The sequence below is a fragment of the Celeribacter sp. genome, assembly GCF_048270365.1.
Classification (GTDB): domain Bacteria; phylum Pseudomonadota; class Alphaproteobacteria; order Rhodobacterales; family Rhodobacteraceae; genus Celeribacter.
Genome location: NZ_JBLWTA010000020.1, coordinates 34,809 through 49,770 on the forward strand (window position 1 = coordinate 34,809; position 14,962 = coordinate 49,770).

The window sequence follows — 14,962 nt, forward strand, 5'->3', positions numbered from 1 at the left end:
CATTGCAGTGACGCTTGCGCGGGTGTTTGTGGATCAATCGTCCCCGGTCAAAAGGAAAATTTCGCCGGTGGACTCGAGATCTCGGATCGCGGCGACGACGGCATTCATTGCCTCTTCGGCATCCGTCTCCTTGACCTTGCCGAGGTTCTCCATTTCTTCGCGCAAACCGTCAGCCATGCGTTTGGACATGTTCGACAGGATGAACTCGGTGGAGGCAGCCGCCTCGCCCGTGGCGCCCGCGAGCGCCTTGATCAGCAGATCCTGCTCGACACCACGCACCACCTTGGCGACATCGCGCGCATCGATGCGGGTGGCGATATTGGCATAGGTGAAGATGTTCTTGCGGACCTGTTCTGCGAAGTCCTTGTCGGTTTCATCCAAGCCCTCAAGCACCCCGTCGCGGGTGCTCGACGAGGAGAAGTTAAGGATGGCGCCGACGCGTTCGGGCGGCTCGTCGGAGAAGGCCTGAGACGGTTGTGCGTCAAGCTGGGCGGCGAGAGAGATGCCGATACGCTGCACCACCTCTGGCGAGACCGAGGAGGTCAGCGAAATCGCATAGGCCACACGCCGGGCGCGTTCGCCGGGGAGCATGGACATGAGCTGCGCGGCTTTCGAGACCTTGAGTTTGGACAAAAGCACGGCGCCCACTTCGACGCTTTCCTCCTGCAAAATGGGCAGGAGGCGGGCGATTTCGACATCCGAGATGCGTTGCCACGGGTCGCCGGTGAGCGAAAACCCAGCGTTCGAGCGCAGTTTCGAGGCGGTGGTGGCCGAGATCGTGCCATCGAGCACATGAAGCGCGCCCTCTAGACCGCCGGGGAAACTGAGCCCGATGGCTTCGAGCTCTTCGAGGAATTCCTCGACGACCGAGGTCAGCGTGGTTTTGTCGATATAGCGCAGATCGGTGAGCTGGTGCGCCAGCTCAACCTGCATCTCCTCGGGGAAGGTTGCGAGCGGCAGTTTGACCTCTTGTGAAGCAAGAAGTTTGACGATGATCGCGGCCTTGGCCTTTTTCGACAGGCGGGCGGGCATGCGCGACACGGGCGGTGGCAGGTCAAAGCCCCCACCAAAGTCCCCCATGTTTCCCATGCCTCCCAAATCGGGCAGGGACCCCATATCGTCAGAGATTTGCGGCAATCCGTCCACGCGCGCCTCACAGCCATTTTAGCGATTCACTTTTGTTGGGATCACCATGGAGGATGAGCCTTAACGCAAAGTGACCAGCGGCGCGAAATTTACCGAAAAATGCGTTTATCCAACAACCTGTTCGACGCAGGTGCCGGTTTCCTTGTCCCATGTGTAGCCGTCCGCGCAGGAGGCGAGTTTTTGTTCATGGGGGCAGGTGTAGTCCTGTGCGAAGAGGGCGGAGGGGGCGAGCAGGACAGTGACGAGAAGTGTGCGTTTCAACATGAAAATCTCCCGAAAACGAAATGCGCTTTCGGGAGATCATATCACAGAATCGGTGATTTTCGCAGAGGTTTGCGAAAGGCGTTACTCGCCAAACACCCGCTTAAAGATCGTGTCGACATGTTTGGTGTGATACTCCATGTCGAATTTCGCGTTGATGCCGTCGACGCCCAAGGCTTTGACCACATCTTCGTCGGCCAAGAGCTGTTCGCGGAAATCGACGCGATCTTCCCAGACTTTCAAGGCGTTGCGCTGCACCATGGAATAAGCGTCTTCGCGGGACACACCGGCTTGGGTCAGTGCCAGCAGCACGCGCTGGGACATCACGAGGCCCGGGAATTTGTTCATGTTGGCCAACATGTTTTCCGGGTAGATGATCATTTTGTCGACCACACCGGCGAGACGGTTGAGCGCAAAATCAAGCGTCACAGTGGCGTCCGGGCCGATGCCGCGCTCGACGGAAGAGTGCGAAATATCGCGCTCGTGCCACAGCGCCACGTTCTCCATCGCGGGCACCACGGTCATGCGCACGAGACGCGCGAGACCGGTGAGGTTTTCGGTCAGAACCGGGTTCTTCTTGTGCGGCATCGCCGAGGAGCCTTTTTGGCCCATGGAGAAAAACTCAGCGCCTTCAAGCACTTCGGTGCGCTGCATGTGACGGATTTCAATCGCGATGTTCTCGATCGAGGAGGCAATCACACCCAGCGTGGCAAAGAACATGGCGTGACGGTCGCGCGGGATGACCTGGGTCGAGATCGGCTCTGCGCGCAGGCCCATCTGTTCGCAAACATGCTCTTCAACGGCCGGGTCGATGTTGGCAAAGGTGCCGACCGCGCCGGAAATCGCGCCGGTGGCGATCTCCCATTTGGCTTTTTCGAGACGGTTCTTGTTGCGGTCCATCTCGGCGTAGAAACGCGCAAAGGTGAGACCCATGGTGGTGGGTTCCGCGTGGATTCCGTGGGAGCGGCCAACGCGGACGGTCATCTTATGCTCAAGCGCGCGTTTTTTCAGCGCGGCCAACACTTTGTCGACACCTTCCAAAAGGATGTCGGAGGCGCGCACCAGCTGGACGTTGAGGCAGGTGTCGAGAACGTCGGAGGAGGTCATGCCCTGATGGACGAAACGGGCCTCTTCGGAACCAACGTGCTCGGCCAAGTGGGTTAGAAAGGCGATGACGTCATGTTTGGTGACGGCTTCGATCTCGTCGATGCGGGCGACGTCGAACTCTACGTCCTTGGCTTTCCACACCGCATCCGCGTTTTCCTGCGGGATCACGCCGAGTTTGGCCTGAGCGTCACAGGCGTGGGCCTCGATCTCATACCAGATTTTGAACTTGGTGGCGGGTTCCCAGATGTCGACCATCTCTTTGCGGGCATAACGGGGGATCATCGGCAGGCCTTTCAGGTTATACAAACGCGTCGCGGCTCTCTTACGGGGATGGGGCGCGGCGTGCAAGTCTGACGCATGCGGTGCGGTTCAAAAGCCAGTGTCAAAAGGCTTTGGCGCAATGGCGCCGCATGGTAAAGCCGGTTTGACGACAGCATTTTGCGGTGGGAAGGCTATTGTTTGAGTATGGGGATCCGAAGCTGACGACTTTGGCGTTTCAGCTTCATGACATGATCAGGCCCTCGGGGGTCGTTTTCTATCGTGCGCGACAGGACGGCGGCAAGACGCTTCTCGAAGTGCTGGCCAACACCAGCACGCCGGTGAACCAGCCGCTGGAGCGGATTCTCATGCCGGACAATACCATCGGGCATCTGGTGGTCGAGATGGGGCAGGAGATCGTGATCGACGACACGCTGACGCATCCTTTGGTGCAAGACAGCGGGGCGGTGCAGACCATGGGGATCATGGCCTATCTCGGGGTGCCCTGTCGGTTGGGCGGTGAGGTGATTGGCGGCATCTCGGCGGTGCATCAACATCGCAGACATTGGTCGGCTTCCGACATTGATGCGGCGCGTTGGGCGGCGCGTGCCTATGAGGTGATCGCTGAGGGGCGGTTGGCTCGGCAGGCGAAAAAGGGCTGGCCTGAGCGCGATGATCCTGAGACAAACGGTTCCGAATAAGGACCCGGAGAGGGGCGTCGAGAGGGGCATGATGATCCGATTGCAAGACTTTGCCGGGCGCTGGTCCATGGCGCGCGAGATCGAGGATTTTCGTGCCGATGCGCGGTCAGAGCTGACGGGCACCTGCGACTTTGTACCCGACGGAGAGGGCGGGTTTCGGCAGGAAGAGCGCGGATTTTTGCACCTGCCTGGTCGAGACAAGCCGTTGCAGGCGGAGCGGCGTTACCTTTGGCGCGCGGTGGCACAAGAGATTACGGTGTTCTTCGACGACGGGCGGTTTTTTCATAGCTTCGACCCGAATGTTTCCGCGCCCGAGGCCGATCACGCCTGCGATCCCGATAGCTATCAGGTGCGCTATGAATTTGCCGATTGGCCCAATTGGATAGCGAATTGGCGCGTCACCGGCCCGCGCAAGGATTACCGGTTTCAGACCCGCTATTGGCGTTAAAGCGTTTCTCAAAAAAAATTGAGGCACTCAATTTTTGAGAAACGCAGCACTATCAACTCAGTGTGGCAGTGTTTTTCGCTCAATCTGATTCAGATTAAACGAAAAACGCTTTAAGGCCCCATCAGGTTGACGATGCCATCCCGCAGCAGACCGAAGACGGCGTGGCGCAGGTCGTCCTGAACCACAAGCAGGCCGAGAAAGATGAAGAACCCGCTGAAGCGAAACCAGAAACCCATGCTGTAGACGCCATCGATGAAACGGGCAAAGCGGCTGGGGCTCGGGTGATCCTTCATGGTTTGGTGATCAGCGAGGTGCTGCCGATCCTTAGCCCGTCGAGCAACGCCTCTATCGCCGGGACAATGCCACCCTCCCTGATGATCATCGGAATGAGAACCGCGCCGATCGCCAGCACATGCCAGATCGTCCAGCGGTCCCGCTGTTTGCGCCCGCGCACCGACCATTGCCCGCGCAGCATCGCATAGGCGCGGATCGGGGCACCAAACATCAAACGCAGGGGCAGGGGCACGCTTTTGAGCGTGTCTTTTTCGACCTGATCCCGGTCCAGCGCGTAGAGCCGGGCCTCGAGGCTTGTGACCTCGCGTTCTTGGCTCTGTGTGAGATGCGGTTTGGCGCGCAACTCTGCCAGACGGCTGCGGGCGGTGTCGGCCTTGGGCGGCAAGAAAAAATGCCGTGTCGCATGGCCTTTTTCCGCCGTGCGAAAGCCCTCGCGCCGCGCTTTGAGGGCGCGGTCGATTTTGCGGTTGTCCGGATGGCGGCTGTCGAGCGGGTGCAGCTCTCGCGACAGGCCAAATATGGGGCCAAATATGGGGCCAAATATGGGGCCAAACATGGGGGCCTCGTCTTTTTGATCTCTTGAGACTCACCTTAGTGAGGCGCCATGGCAGGATTTGGGCAAGAACTGGGAAAAGGCGCGCTTAGCCCTTTGTCATATCAAAGATCATGGTCAATTCGCAGTCGGCCATACCCATGTTCTGAAACACGGCCAGCGTCTCCGGGTCGCCCTGCAACATCATCGCGAGGTTCAGGACAGAGGAGGTTTTGATCAGGGTCGGTGTTTTGACCTCAAAGCCGACATCGGCGGAAATATCCATATTCTCGCCCGCATTGGCCAGAACTTCGCCCTCATAGCTGTTCGGGCCGGTCTGGGTCCAACTCAGGCTCTGCCCCTGCGGATTGAGGAAATTGAGCGCGTCAGGGTGGTTCGAGCCGTGCCACGCGATCTCATGGCTTTGCGGCGGTTGCTCTGCCATGCCTTGCAGCATGTTCATCATCATCGCGCTGCAATTTTTCTGGCTCATCTCGCGAAAGGTGACGGTCCAAAGCCCGTCTTCGGGGACAATCTCGCCATCCGCGCCCGCGTCCCCTTCAAAGACCTCGATGTCGGCCTGTTCTGCGCCGTCCTGCATCACCGGGATGACATGGGGGATCTCAAGCACGCCGCCGTTGTCTTCGTGCAATTGCTGCGGATCGGCGGCAATGATCGTTCCGCCCATCCCGTCGGGGGCACGCAAGATCACATGGCTGTCCTGCGCCACAGTGGTCGGATCGATGCCATAGACGATGGCGGCGTCTTCGATCGAGATTGTGGCCTCTTCCAAGGTACAGCCATGGCCGGCTTCGCAACTGACAATGCGGGCATTTTCCGCGACGCCAGCCTGCGCCAACACAACCAACAGACCGGCCGACCCGGCCAAACCAACACTCTTTACACGGCTCATATGAGGCTCCCCCTGACGTGATTGGGTTTTATAGGGCAAGAGTGCGTCGGCCCGCCCGTTCTGTCAGGGGGAAAATGTCGAGGGAGGAGGCAGGGGATTGCCTTAAGGGCAAACCGCCTTGACGATATAGCGCGCCTCCGGCACGCCGCCGACAAAGGACAAGACATCGCCGCTTGAGGCCATGGCCGGTTCTGTCACCTGACATAGGCTCATGCCGCGCACGACATCTGCGGCGATTCCGGGCTGTTGGACGGGCGCGATCGCCGTCGGGCGACCGGATTTGCCCATGAACATGACCACATAGGTGACATTGCCCGAGGTGGATTTGCCCGCGCGGCGCACTTCGACCGTCTCGCCATTGACGCGGGCGGTGCCACCCATGCGGTTGGTTTCGTAGGTCATTTTGAACGCGACCCTGCTGCCTGTCATGGCCGGTGTGCGCGATGCTGCTCCCGATGATGCGACCGGTGCCGGGGCCGCGACGGGCGTGGCAGAGACATAGGGCGTAGCAGAGACATAGGGCGTGGCACTTGCGGCGACGGGAGCCGGGGCCGGCGTGGCCTGTCGTGTGCTGGAGCCATAGGGGTTGGCGGTTTTGTAGCTCTCGTAATCCGGGGTGACATCGCCGCCACAGGCAGTGAGCGCGAAAAGGGCAGAGGCGGCGAGGGGAAGGCGGAAGCAGGTCATTGGAAATTCCATTAGTCTATTGGTTTGGAAGCAGAATAGGTCCGACGATCTTTGGGATCAAGCGACCGAGAGCCTGAACCGCACATCGGGATAGCCGCCCCTGGCCACAGTCGTGCACAGGCTTTCCCAATCGCAGCCCGGACAGGCGCTTCGGATGTCGCCTGTGGCAAAGGCGGTGCGCAAAGTGGCGGTGATCTCTGGCGTCAGGGTCAGACGTGCTCCGGGGGCGATGTCCGTGCTGAGCAGGCGGCCCACATCTTGCGCGGCGCGGGTGTCCCGCGAGATCACCGAGGTGCCGTGGCAATGTTCCTTGAGATCGCAGGCAATCGGCGCGCAGATGTCATCCGGGCCTGCCGTCATCTCGATCTCTTCGCCCGCATTCAAACGCGCGACGATCCGGTCATAGCCCGCGACGAAGGCGGGGGAATAGCCTTTGCCGACATAGGTCAGGAGGCACAAAAGGTGATGCGGGCGCAGTGAAATGGTCATGGCGAAGGCTTACCGCAGCGCCGCGCAGATGAAAACAGATGGGAACAGGGGCGACCGCTGCGGCGTTGAGCCGGATGGGAGTGAACTCTCGAAGGACGGGGCGGAACATGTCGCAGAAAACATCAACACATCAATCCGAAGCGCATCAGGAAGAGGTGCTCGAAGAGGCGTCGAGCATGGCCGCGCCTCTGGTCTTTGAGGTGATCCGCCGCGAAGGCGCCGAGGAATTGCAACGGCCCAATTCGTCGCTGGCGATGTCCGCGATGATCGCGGGGCTGGCGCTTGGGTTCTCCGTGCTGGGGAAGGCTTTGTTTCATGCACATCTGCCGGATGCGCAGTGGCGTCCTCTGGTGGAAAACCTAGGCTATGCCATCGGCTTTGTCATTGTGATCATGGGGAAAATGCAGCTTTTCACCGAGAACACCATCACCGCCGTCGTGCCGTTTCTGACCCGTCCGGCGCATCATGTGTTTGTGCGGATCATGCAGCTTTGGGGCATCGTTTTGGTGTTCAACCTCGCCGGATCGGCACTCTTTGCCGCGGCGGTCTATCACATCCGTTTCACGGAGCCGGAGGTGTTTGACGCGCTGGTGACGATTTCTGAACATGCGGTCGAGGGCGGTGTCTGGCAGACGCTGTTTCTGGGCGTTGGGGCCGGGTGGCTCATCGCCTGTCTGGTCTGGATGATGCCCAACGCCGGGTCGTCCAAGCTGTTTCTGATCATCCTGATCACCTGGCTGATCTCCCTGGCGGGGTTCTCTCATGTGATCGCCGGGACTTGTGAGGCGGTTTTGCTGATGCTGACCGATCATCTTACGGTGGGGCAGGGCCTCTTTGGTTTCATCCTGCCTGCACTGGTTGGCAATATCCTCGGCGGGACGGTGATTTTCACCGGGCTGATCTGGGCCCAAATCCGGGCGGAACGTTGCGAAGTGGACCCGGCGTTCGTCGTTCAGAAATTGCGCAGAAGACGTTGAGCCATAAAGAAAAGGGCCCCCGAGAGGGAGCCCTTTCCAAATCTGTACGTTTCGTCCCGCTTAGCAGGAGTAGTACATTTCGTACTCGACCGGGTGCGGGGTGTGCTCGTAGGAGTACACTTCTTCCCATTTGAGGTCGATGTAACCTTCGATCTGGCTCTTGGTGAACACGTCGCCTGCGGTGAGGAAGTCCATGTCTTTTTCGAGCTCTTCGAGCGCTTCACGGAGCGAGCCGCAAACCGTCGGGATCTCGGCCAGTTCTTCCGGCGGCAGATCGTAGAGGTCTTTGTCGGAGGCAGGGCCCGGATCGATCTTGTTCTTGATGCCGTCGAGGCCAGCCATCAGAAGCGCTGCAAAGCAGAGATACGGGTTTGCAGCCGGATCGGGGAAGCGGGCTTCCACACGTTTCGCCTTCGGGGATTCCGACCACGGAATACGCACACAACCGGAACGGTTGCGAGCGGAATACGCACGCAGAACCGGAGCTTCAAAGCCCGGGATCAGACGCTTGTAGGAGTTGGTGGACGGGTTGGTGAAGGCGTTCAGCGCTTTGGCGTGCTTCAGGATGCCGCCGATGAACCACAGAGCCTCGTCGGAGAGGTCAGCATATTTGTCGCCAGCAAAGAGCGGCTTGCCGTCTTTCCAGATGGACATGTTCACGTGCATACCGGAGCCGTTGTCGCCTTTGATCGGCTTCGGCATGAAGGTTGCGGAACGGCCATACGCGAGAGCCACGTTGTGGATCACGTATTTGTATTTCTGCAGGTTGTCAGCTTGCTCGGTCAGCGACCCGAAGATCATGCCAAGCTCGTGCTGGGAGGTGGCAACTTCGTGGTGGTGCTTGTCCACTTTCATGCCCATGTTGGCCATGGTGGTGAGCATCTCGCCGCGAATGTCCTGACCATCGTCGGACGGGTTCACCGGGAAGTAGCCGCCTTTGTAACCCGGACGGTGGCCGAGGTTGCCCATTTCGAACTCAGCGTCGGTGTTCCAAGCGGCGCCATCGGCGTCGATCTCGTAGCCCACTTTGTTCGGGGCGACAGAGAAACGCACGTCGTCGAAGAGGAAGAATTCAGCTTCCGGGCCGAAGTAGGACTTGTCGCCGATACCCGAGGAGATCAGGTAGGCTTCCGCGCGCTGAGCACAGCCGCGCGGGTCGCGGTCGTAGGATTCGCCGGTGTCCGGCTCAACCACGGTGCAGTGCACGCAGAGCGTTTTTTCGGCGTAGAACGGATCGATGTAAACCGAGTCTGGATCCGGGATCAGTTTCATGTCGGATTCTTCGATGGATTTCCAGCCAGCGATGGAGGAACCGTCGAACATGAAGCCTTCTTCAAAGAAGTCTTCGTCCACTTCCGTGTGGCGCAGCGTCACGTGCTGAAGCTTGCCGCGCGGATCAGTGAAGCGCACGTCTACATATTGGACGTCTTCGTCCTTCATGGTCTTGAGAACGTCTTGGATGCTCATTTTTGACCTTGTCCTTTGGTTGAGTATTGCGTTTTGGCGAAAGGCGCGACCCCGGATTGCCCCACGGCTCCGCGCCATGCGCCTCCCTTAAAGCGCGTCTTCGCCAGACTCGCCTGTTCTGATGCGGATGGCCTGTTCGACGGGCGAGACAAAGATTTTGCCGTCGCCGATCTTGTCCGTCTTGGCCGCAGCCACGATCGCCTCGATCGCGCCGTCCACCTGATCGTCCGACAGAACGACCTCGATTTTCACTTTCGGAAGGAAGTCCACAACATATTCAGCGCCGCGGTAAAGTTCCGTGTGCCCCTTTTGACGCCCGAACCCCTTCACCTCGACCACGGAAAGACCCTGTACGCCGATGTCTTGCAGCGCTTCTTTCACTTCATCGAGCTTGAAGGGCTTGATGATCGCTTCGATCTTTTTCATGGACCTTCGACTCCCTAAATTTCATTTGGTGACTGTGAGACCATTTCTCTTATCCGGCCACAATCGACTAACCTGACGCCAGCGAAAACGCCCACAGGATTCGCGACCTTGTGCATATTATTTGTGCGAAGTGGATTCAAAAAGGGCAATTTGAAAACTTATGAGGTTTTTTATGGCAGAATTGCTGACCGGTGCACAAATGCGCGCCATTGATTTTGCGACTTTGGGCACTGTTGTAGCGACGGGACAGGGAGGCCGGCCATGACCGAGATTCTCACCGCGGCGCAAATGCGTGCCATCGAGCAAGCCGCCATCGACAGTGGAGAGGTCACCGGCCTCGACTTGATGGAGCGCGCCGGTGCGGGTGTGGTGGAGGCCGTCATGGCGGAATGGCCGGAATTGGCGCTCTCCTCCTACAAAGCCGTCGTCCTCTGTGGCCCCGGCAACAATGGCGGTGACGGCTTCGTCATCGCGCGGTTGCTGAAACAGCGCGGCTGGGCGGTGGAGGTGTTTCTCTACGGCGATCCCGACAAGCTGCCGCCCGATGCGAAGGTGAATTATGAGCGATGGGGGGAGATGGGGGAGGTCTCCGATCTCGGTTTTCCTACTGTCGTGGCCGAAAGGTTTGAAACTCTTTGGGTTTCTGTGAAGGGACATGGTTTTGGGGAATGTAAAGCCCCTCCTGAACTTGTCGTGGATGCCCTGTTTGGAACGGGATTGGGACGGCCTGCACACGGTTTGTCGCCGCTATTTGATCTGAGGTCAGATTGTATGGGCGGCAGGACACGCTGGGTTTCAATCGATATTCCCACCGGGCTTTGCAGTGATAGCGGTCGAACGTATTGCGCAAAAGATCCCGGCAGTCGCATTCCACAGGTTCTGGCAGCCGATCTCACAGTTTCATTCCAATATCCGAAAATGGGTCACTTTTTGGATCAGGGGGCGTCCTCATCTGGGAAGTTGATCGTCAAAGAAATTGGGCTTCCTCGTTGGGATGAGGAGGACCTTGATGACCTGTTCATTAAAAATGGACTGTTAGAAAGTACCTATTCGTGTGGTTTTAGCGGGTTTGCTCTCGAAAAAACTCAGGGCTCACACAAATACACCCATGGCCACGCCCTGATCCTCAGCGGCCTTTCCGGCAAAACCGGCGCCGCCCGTCTCGCCGCCCGGGCGGCTCTGCGTGTCGGCGCAGGCCTCGTCACCCTCGGCACCCCACATGAGGCCGTCACCGAAGTCGCGGCCCAGATCACCGCCCTCATGCTCACCGAGATCGACACGCCGGAAATCCTGTCCCGTGTGCTGACCGACAAACGCCTCAATGCGCTCTGCATCGGTCCCGGTTTCGGTGTCGAACGCGCTGTCGAATTCCTGCCCCATGCACTGGCCGCCAAACGCGCCACCGTGCTCGACGCCGACGCACTCACGGCGCTGTCGGAAAGCGAAACCGGCTTTGCCAATCTGCATGAAAATTGCGTCCTCACGCCCCACGCGGGCGAGTTCAAGCGCCTCTTTCCCGACCTTGCCGCCAAGCTCGCCGAACTGCCCATCAAGGGCCCGGCCTATAGCAAGGTCGACGCCACGGTTGAGGCCGCCAAACGCGCCGGCTGCACAGTGCTTTTCAAAGGCCCGGGCACGGTCATCGCATCTCCAAACGGGCGCTGTTCGATCAATGCCGCCGTCTATGAGCGCGCCGCGCCTTGGCTCGCCACCGCAGGTTCCGGTGATGTGCTCGCGGGGCTGATCACTGGCCTCATGGCGCGTGGCTTCACCCCGCATCAGGCGTGTGAAAGCGCCGCCTGGTTGCATGTCGAGGCCGCCCGCAGCTTTGGTCCCGGATTGATTGCGGAAGACCTGCCGGACGAACTGCCAAAGGTCTTACGTGCGCTCAAAATATAAAAGCGCATCGGGTTTCCTTTGCTGCACCAAATACTCAAAACAAAAGCCACCTCAAAAGGGGTGGCTTTTCTCGTTCCGGAACGCGTAAAAATCAGGCGGCGAAGGGCATGCCCGTTTCGCTCATCACCATGAGCCCGTCGGCATAGATCACTTCCTCGCGCTCAAAACTCAGTTTGAATCGTTTCGGGGCAGGGGTGTCGATGCCCAAAAGCGTCCGCATGCCTGCCCGCGTGATCACTCGGTCGCCGGGCTCGAGAAATTCGACAGGAAGGGTGCCGTCGGCGGTCATCACCTTGGTGCCAAGGGGCAAGCCCTTGTCATGATGGGGTAAAATGTCACGCACGCAGAGCGATTCCGACGGATTTCTCCCGTCGTTGTGCTCATGCTCGTGCCCGCTGCCTTTATAGGTCATGTCAGGGCCTCTATATGTCTCTGCCTCATATGCTCCATAGAATATGTTAATTTTGTGTTACCGAACAGGATTTTCTTGGGCAGAGACGATGGCTCTCTATGAGTTGGCGTAGAATTGTCTCTTCCCCTCCCGAATGCCTTTTGCTATCAGACGCGCCACGCGGGTGTGGCGAAATTGGTAGACGCACCAGATTTAGGTTCTGGCGCCGCAAGGCGTGGGGGTTCAAGTCCCTCCACCCGCACCATTTGAAATCATTGAACATTTTTTGACTTCTCCTCTGTCTGATCCTGCGATCCGGGCAAAGTTTCGCAATTTGTTTCGCACTTTCCCGGTTTGTCGCTGTTTTGTTCCCGCTTCTGTTGCGCCCGTTTCGACGCCTTTTTCTGGTCCGCTCCCGAGGCATATTTCTGAGCCATCTCAAGGGTTTTGTGTCCAGTGACCGCCTGAATATCGCGGATATCGACACCGGCATCGGCCATCTCCTTGGCCGCCGTGTAGCGCCATCCGTGGGGCACCAGCCTGTCATCCCCCTCCTTGACGCCAATCGCTTCGCGCACGTCCTCCACCGCCTTCTGCACCTGCCGCTTGCCAAGCGGCTCGGTCTCGGTCTTGGCAAGGATGTGCTTTCCGCGCCGGGGAAGCCCAGCAAGATAGGCCTGCAACCGCGCCGGGCAGTAAACGTCGATCTTAGCACCCGTCTTTTGCTGAACGACCGACATATATTCACCGTCAAAATCATCCCACTTCATCGCCACGCAATCCCCGAGCCGCTGGCCCGTGCCGATCGCAAGCTCTTAGATTGTCCGAGCGACCGACAGACCATGATCTTCACAGTGCTGCTCATAGGCTTCCAACGTGGCTGCAGGCCACGCTTTATAAGAGCCCCCCTTGAGCTTGCGGATGTTTGCCACTGGATTGCGGTCAACCCAGTCAAGATCCATTGCCCGCTGCAGGAGGATCGACAGCACAGCGATCCGCTCGTTAGCCTTTGACCAAGTGTCTTTAAGCTCATCTCGCACACGCAGCGCATCGGCTCGCTTGAAGTGCCGCACATCCTTTGAACCATTTTTCTCACGGATATCTTCGCAATGACGGCGATAGTTCTTCTTTGTGTCATCGCCCAATTCCTTAAACTCGGCACTGGAATAGTAACTGACGATCAGCGCTTCCCACGTAGTTTTGACGATCCGCTTGCTCTTCCCGTTACGAATAGCCCAGTATTTCAGGGCAAATTCCTCGGTGTCAGGGTCGTCAGGCAACCGCTCCCCAAACCTGCCTTTACGAAAGTAGATGTAGGTTCTGCCCTTGACGGTCTTGAATTCGAGATAAGGAAGATTGGGGCGCTTCATACCACAAACGCCTCCGGCTCGATCATGCTGCCCGTCAGGACCGCCTCGATCTCGGCCACCACCCAGAGGGGGGGCTTTCCTAGCTGGATCGGCGGTGGAAGTGCGCCTTGTTCGACGAGAAACAGGAATTCCCTAACGGTCATCGACAACATCCGCGCCGCGCCTTTAGCCTCTACGGCGAGCCTGTCGAGTTTGACCATAGCTGACCTCACTCGGTTTTGGCAGCGGACTTGTCGAGGACAGGCTTTCGTTGCTGCGGCTCAACCATGCGGGCGTTCAGGGCGCAGCACGCCGACGATCTGGCTCCCGCCCATCTTGGTGAAGAATTCACCGTGCCGCGCCTGATGGCGCATGTGCAGGGTGAGCTGGTCTTTGGCGACACCGATATCCTGATGGAATATCACGACTGGTCACTGACCGATCATCCGGCTCGGCTGACCAAGACCGAGTTCGATATCGTCGAGACGACCGACACCTTCGAGATCGACCTTGATGGCAATCGCCTGTCGATCTCGGCGGCGGACAGTTCCGAGCAGCTTTCGCTGGATATCGACGTTGACGACTGGACGCCGAATTCGCTCGTGCGCTGGCTTGACGGGAAGGTGCGCGATCAATGGATCGGCCAGGCGGAGCTTCTGGCCTGGCTGAGTGATGTCGTCACCTATCTAAACCGCGAACGCGATATCCCCCTATCGCAGCTGATGCGCTGCAAGTTCATCCTGGCGCGCAAGTTGAACGAGAAGATCAGGGGGTTCCGCCAGATGGAGCGCGACAAGGTTTACCAGATGAACCTGTTCGGCCCCGAAGCGCGCATCGAAGTTTCCTTCGATGACGGCATCCGTTTCTTCGACGAGATGTATTTCGACGTGCAGAAGTATCGCGGCATGTACAAGTTCAAGCACCATTTCATGGGGCCGGACGAGGTGCCGACCTTCGACAGCAAGGATGGCGGCGAAGAGGTCAAATGCGCCCTGGCGCTCGATGCCTTGCCGGGCCTGAAATACTGGACCCGCAACGTCAGCAGGCATCCAAACTCGTTCTCGCTGCCGACCTCAACCGACAAGTTCTACCCGGATTTCGTGGCCGTCATGGAGGATGGCCGTCTCTTGGTGGTCGAATACAAGGGCAAGCAGTTGTCTCCGGAAGAAAGCCGCGACAGCCGCGAGAAGGAACTGATCGGCCAGCAGTGGGCCAAAGCGTCAGAGGGCAAGGCAGTTTTCGTCATGGCGACGATGGAACGCGGCGATCCGAAAGAAGTGCGAGAGCAGGCGATGGCGGCTTTGGGGAGATAGGGCGGATTTCGGACTTTCGCTGCACGCCGCACGAATGTCCCGTTTGTGACTTGTTTAAGATCGGCACATGCATTTCGCCCCTGCTCATGACGTAGAGGGCCCCATTTTCCCCTTGAGTTTAGTCTTCGAGAAATTAGGATCACCCTAATTCATTTATTTCATTCCGGTATTTCCACATGTCTTTCTTTTCGCAAACCTCCCGCATGGGTCGCCTGACCACCGCACTTGGCGAGGACGTTTTGGTCCTGATGCGGTTCGAGGGCGAGGAGCGAATCAACGGGGTTTTTAGCTACCACGTCGACTG

General features: G+C 58.6%; 19 protein-coding genes and 1 tRNA gene. 6 read left to right on the forward strand and 14 right to left on the reverse strand.

Annotated elements, in window-relative coordinates; genetic code table 11:
• Positions 1 to 33: 33 nt before the first annotated feature.
• The 3 genes from ACN0X0_RS19015 to purB form a co-directional block, all read right to left on the reverse strand.
• Positions 34 to 1,146: a flagellar motor switch protein FliG gene (locus ACN0X0_RS19015; protein ID WP_417280464.1), complete on the reverse strand. Its 1,113-nt coding sequence runs from the start codon at positions 1,144 to 1,146 to the stop codon at positions 34 to 36.
• A 105-nt stretch (positions 1,147 to 1,251) separates the two neighbouring features.
• Positions 1,252 to 1,410, reverse strand: coding sequence for a hypothetical protein (locus tag ACN0X0_RS19020; RefSeq protein WP_226550394.1), 159 nt, complete (start codon positions 1,408 to 1,410; stop codon positions 1,252 to 1,254).
• A gap of 81 nt (positions 1,411 to 1,491) precedes the next feature.
• Positions 1,492 to 2,796: an adenylosuccinate lyase gene (purB, locus tag ACN0X0_RS19025; protein ID WP_417280478.1), complete on the reverse strand. Its 1,305-nt coding sequence runs from the start codon at positions 2,794 to 2,796 to the stop codon at positions 1,492 to 1,494.
• Positions 2,797 to 2,969: 173 nt separating this feature from the next.
• On the opposite strand from purB, the gene ACN0X0_RS19030 reads away from it, so the two are divergent.
• Together ACN0X0_RS19030 and ACN0X0_RS19035 are read left to right on the forward strand one after the other, a co-directional pair.
• A complete protein-coding gene (locus tag ACN0X0_RS19030; RefSeq protein ID WP_417264214.1) occupies positions 2,970 to 3,473 on the forward strand; it encodes a GAF domain-containing protein in 504 nt (167 codons plus the stop codon).
• Positions 3,474 to 3,504: 31 nt separating this feature from the next.
• A complete protein-coding gene (locus ACN0X0_RS19035) occupies positions 3,505 to 3,921 on the forward strand; it encodes a DUF6314 family protein (protein ID WP_417280465.1) in 417 nt (138 codons plus the stop codon).
• 110 nt (positions 3,922 to 4,031) lie between these two features.
• Here ACN0X0_RS19035 and ACN0X0_RS19040 read toward each other — a convergent pair whose 3' ends face one another.
• The 5 genes from ACN0X0_RS19040 to ACN0X0_RS19060 all read right to left on the reverse strand — a co-directional run bounded on the left by ACN0X0_RS19040 (position 4,032) and on the right by ACN0X0_RS19060 (position 6,836).
• Positions 4,032 to 4,214: a hypothetical protein gene (locus tag ACN0X0_RS19040; protein WP_417280466.1), complete on the reverse strand. Its 183-nt coding sequence runs from the start codon at positions 4,212 to 4,214 to the stop codon at positions 4,032 to 4,034.
• The gene (locus tag ACN0X0_RS19045; RefSeq protein ID WP_417280467.1) at positions 4,211 to 4,771 is read right to left on the reverse strand and encodes a hypothetical protein; all 561 of its coding nucleotides are present in this window, start codon (positions 4,769 to 4,771) and stop codon (positions 4,211 to 4,213) included. The genes ACN0X0_RS19040 and ACN0X0_RS19045 overlap by 4 nt, the downstream gene beginning before the upstream one ends.
• 85 nt (positions 4,772 to 4,856) lie before the next feature.
• Positions 4,857 to 5,660 (reverse strand): hypothetical protein, encoded by an 804-nt coding sequence (locus tag ACN0X0_RS19050; protein ID WP_417280468.1) that lies wholly within the window; start codon positions 5,658 to 5,660, stop codon positions 4,857 to 4,859.
• 102 nt (positions 5,661 to 5,762) lie between these two features.
• Complete coding sequence (locus ACN0X0_RS19055) at positions 5,763 to 6,347, reverse strand: hypothetical protein (RefSeq protein WP_417280469.1); 585 nt, start codon at positions 6,345 to 6,347, stop codon at positions 5,763 to 5,765.
• 57 nt (positions 6,348 to 6,404) lie between these two features.
• Entirely contained in the window at positions 6,405 to 6,836 is a 432-nt protein-coding gene (locus ACN0X0_RS19060) for a DUF1284 domain-containing protein (RefSeq protein ID WP_417280470.1), read from the reverse strand.
• Positions 6,837 to 6,943: 107 nt separating this feature from the next.
• Here ACN0X0_RS19060 and ACN0X0_RS19065 point away from each other — a divergent pair, with 107 nt between their 5' ends.
• On the forward strand, positions 6,944 to 7,813 hold the full coding sequence (locus tag ACN0X0_RS19065; protein WP_417280471.1) for a formate/nitrite transporter family protein: 870 nt from the start codon (positions 6,944 to 6,946) through the stop codon (positions 7,811 to 7,813).
• 60 nt (positions 7,814 to 7,873) lie between these two features.
• Here ACN0X0_RS19065 and glnA read toward each other — a convergent pair whose 3' ends face one another.
• On the reverse strand, positions 7,874 to 9,280 hold the full coding sequence (gene glnA, locus ACN0X0_RS19070; RefSeq protein WP_417264222.1) for a type I glutamate--ammonia ligase: 1,407 nt from the start codon (positions 9,278 to 9,280) through the stop codon (positions 7,874 to 7,876).
• An 87-nt stretch (positions 9,281 to 9,367) separates the two neighbouring features.
• The gene (locus ACN0X0_RS19075; protein ID WP_226550408.1) at positions 9,368 to 9,706 is read right to left on the reverse strand and encodes a P-II family nitrogen regulator; all 339 of its coding nucleotides are present in this window, start codon (positions 9,704 to 9,706) and stop codon (positions 9,368 to 9,370) included.
• Between the two features lie 261 nt (positions 9,707 to 9,967).
• Here ACN0X0_RS19075 and ACN0X0_RS19080 point away from each other — a divergent pair, with 261 nt between their 5' ends.
• The gene (locus ACN0X0_RS19080; RefSeq protein ID WP_417280472.1) at positions 9,968 to 11,605 is read left to right on the forward strand and encodes an NAD(P)H-hydrate dehydratase; all 1,638 of its coding nucleotides are present in this window, start codon (positions 9,968 to 9,970) and stop codon (positions 11,603 to 11,605) included.
• A 91-nt stretch (positions 11,606 to 11,696) separates the two neighbouring features.
• Here the strand turns inward: ACN0X0_RS19080 and ACN0X0_RS19085 are convergent, their stop codons facing one another.
• Entirely contained in the window at positions 11,697 to 12,017 is a 321-nt protein-coding gene (locus ACN0X0_RS19085) for a hypothetical protein (RefSeq protein WP_417280473.1), read from the reverse strand.
• Between the two features lie 159 nt (positions 12,018 to 12,176).
• On the opposite strand from ACN0X0_RS19085, the gene ACN0X0_RS19090 reads away from it, so the two are divergent.
• Positions 12,177 to 12,261: transfer RNA gene (locus ACN0X0_RS19090), tRNA-Leu, on the forward strand.
• A 7-nt stretch (positions 12,262 to 12,268) separates the two neighbouring features.
• Here ACN0X0_RS19090 and ACN0X0_RS19095 read toward each other — a convergent pair.
• Genes ACN0X0_RS19095 through ACN0X0_RS19105 form a run of 3 tightly spaced genes read right to left on the reverse strand, consistent with a single transcriptional unit; the run spans position 12,269 to position 13,566 of the window.
• Positions 12,269 to 12,802, reverse strand: a complete 534-nt coding sequence (locus ACN0X0_RS19095) for a tyrosine-type recombinase/integrase (RefSeq protein ID WP_417280479.1) — start codon at positions 12,800 to 12,802, stop codon at positions 12,269 to 12,271.
• Positions 12,803 to 12,811: 9 nt separating this feature from the next.
• Entirely contained in the window at positions 12,812 to 13,366 is a 555-nt protein-coding gene (locus ACN0X0_RS19100; RefSeq protein ID WP_417280474.1) for a hypothetical protein, read from the reverse strand.
• Positions 13,363 to 13,566, reverse strand: a complete 204-nt coding sequence (locus tag ACN0X0_RS19105) for a hypothetical protein (RefSeq protein ID WP_417280475.1) — start codon at positions 13,564 to 13,566, stop codon at positions 13,363 to 13,365. Before ACN0X0_RS19105 ends, ACN0X0_RS19100 begins: the two co-directional genes overlap by 4 nt.
• 66 nt (positions 13,567 to 13,632) lie before the next feature.
• On the opposite strand from ACN0X0_RS19105, the gene ACN0X0_RS19110 reads away from it, so the two are divergent.
• Complete coding sequence (locus ACN0X0_RS19110) at positions 13,633 to 14,658, forward strand: hypothetical protein (RefSeq protein ID WP_417280476.1); 1,026 nt, start codon at positions 13,633 to 13,635, stop codon at positions 14,656 to 14,658.
• Positions 14,659 to 14,962: the final 304 nt, after the last annotated feature.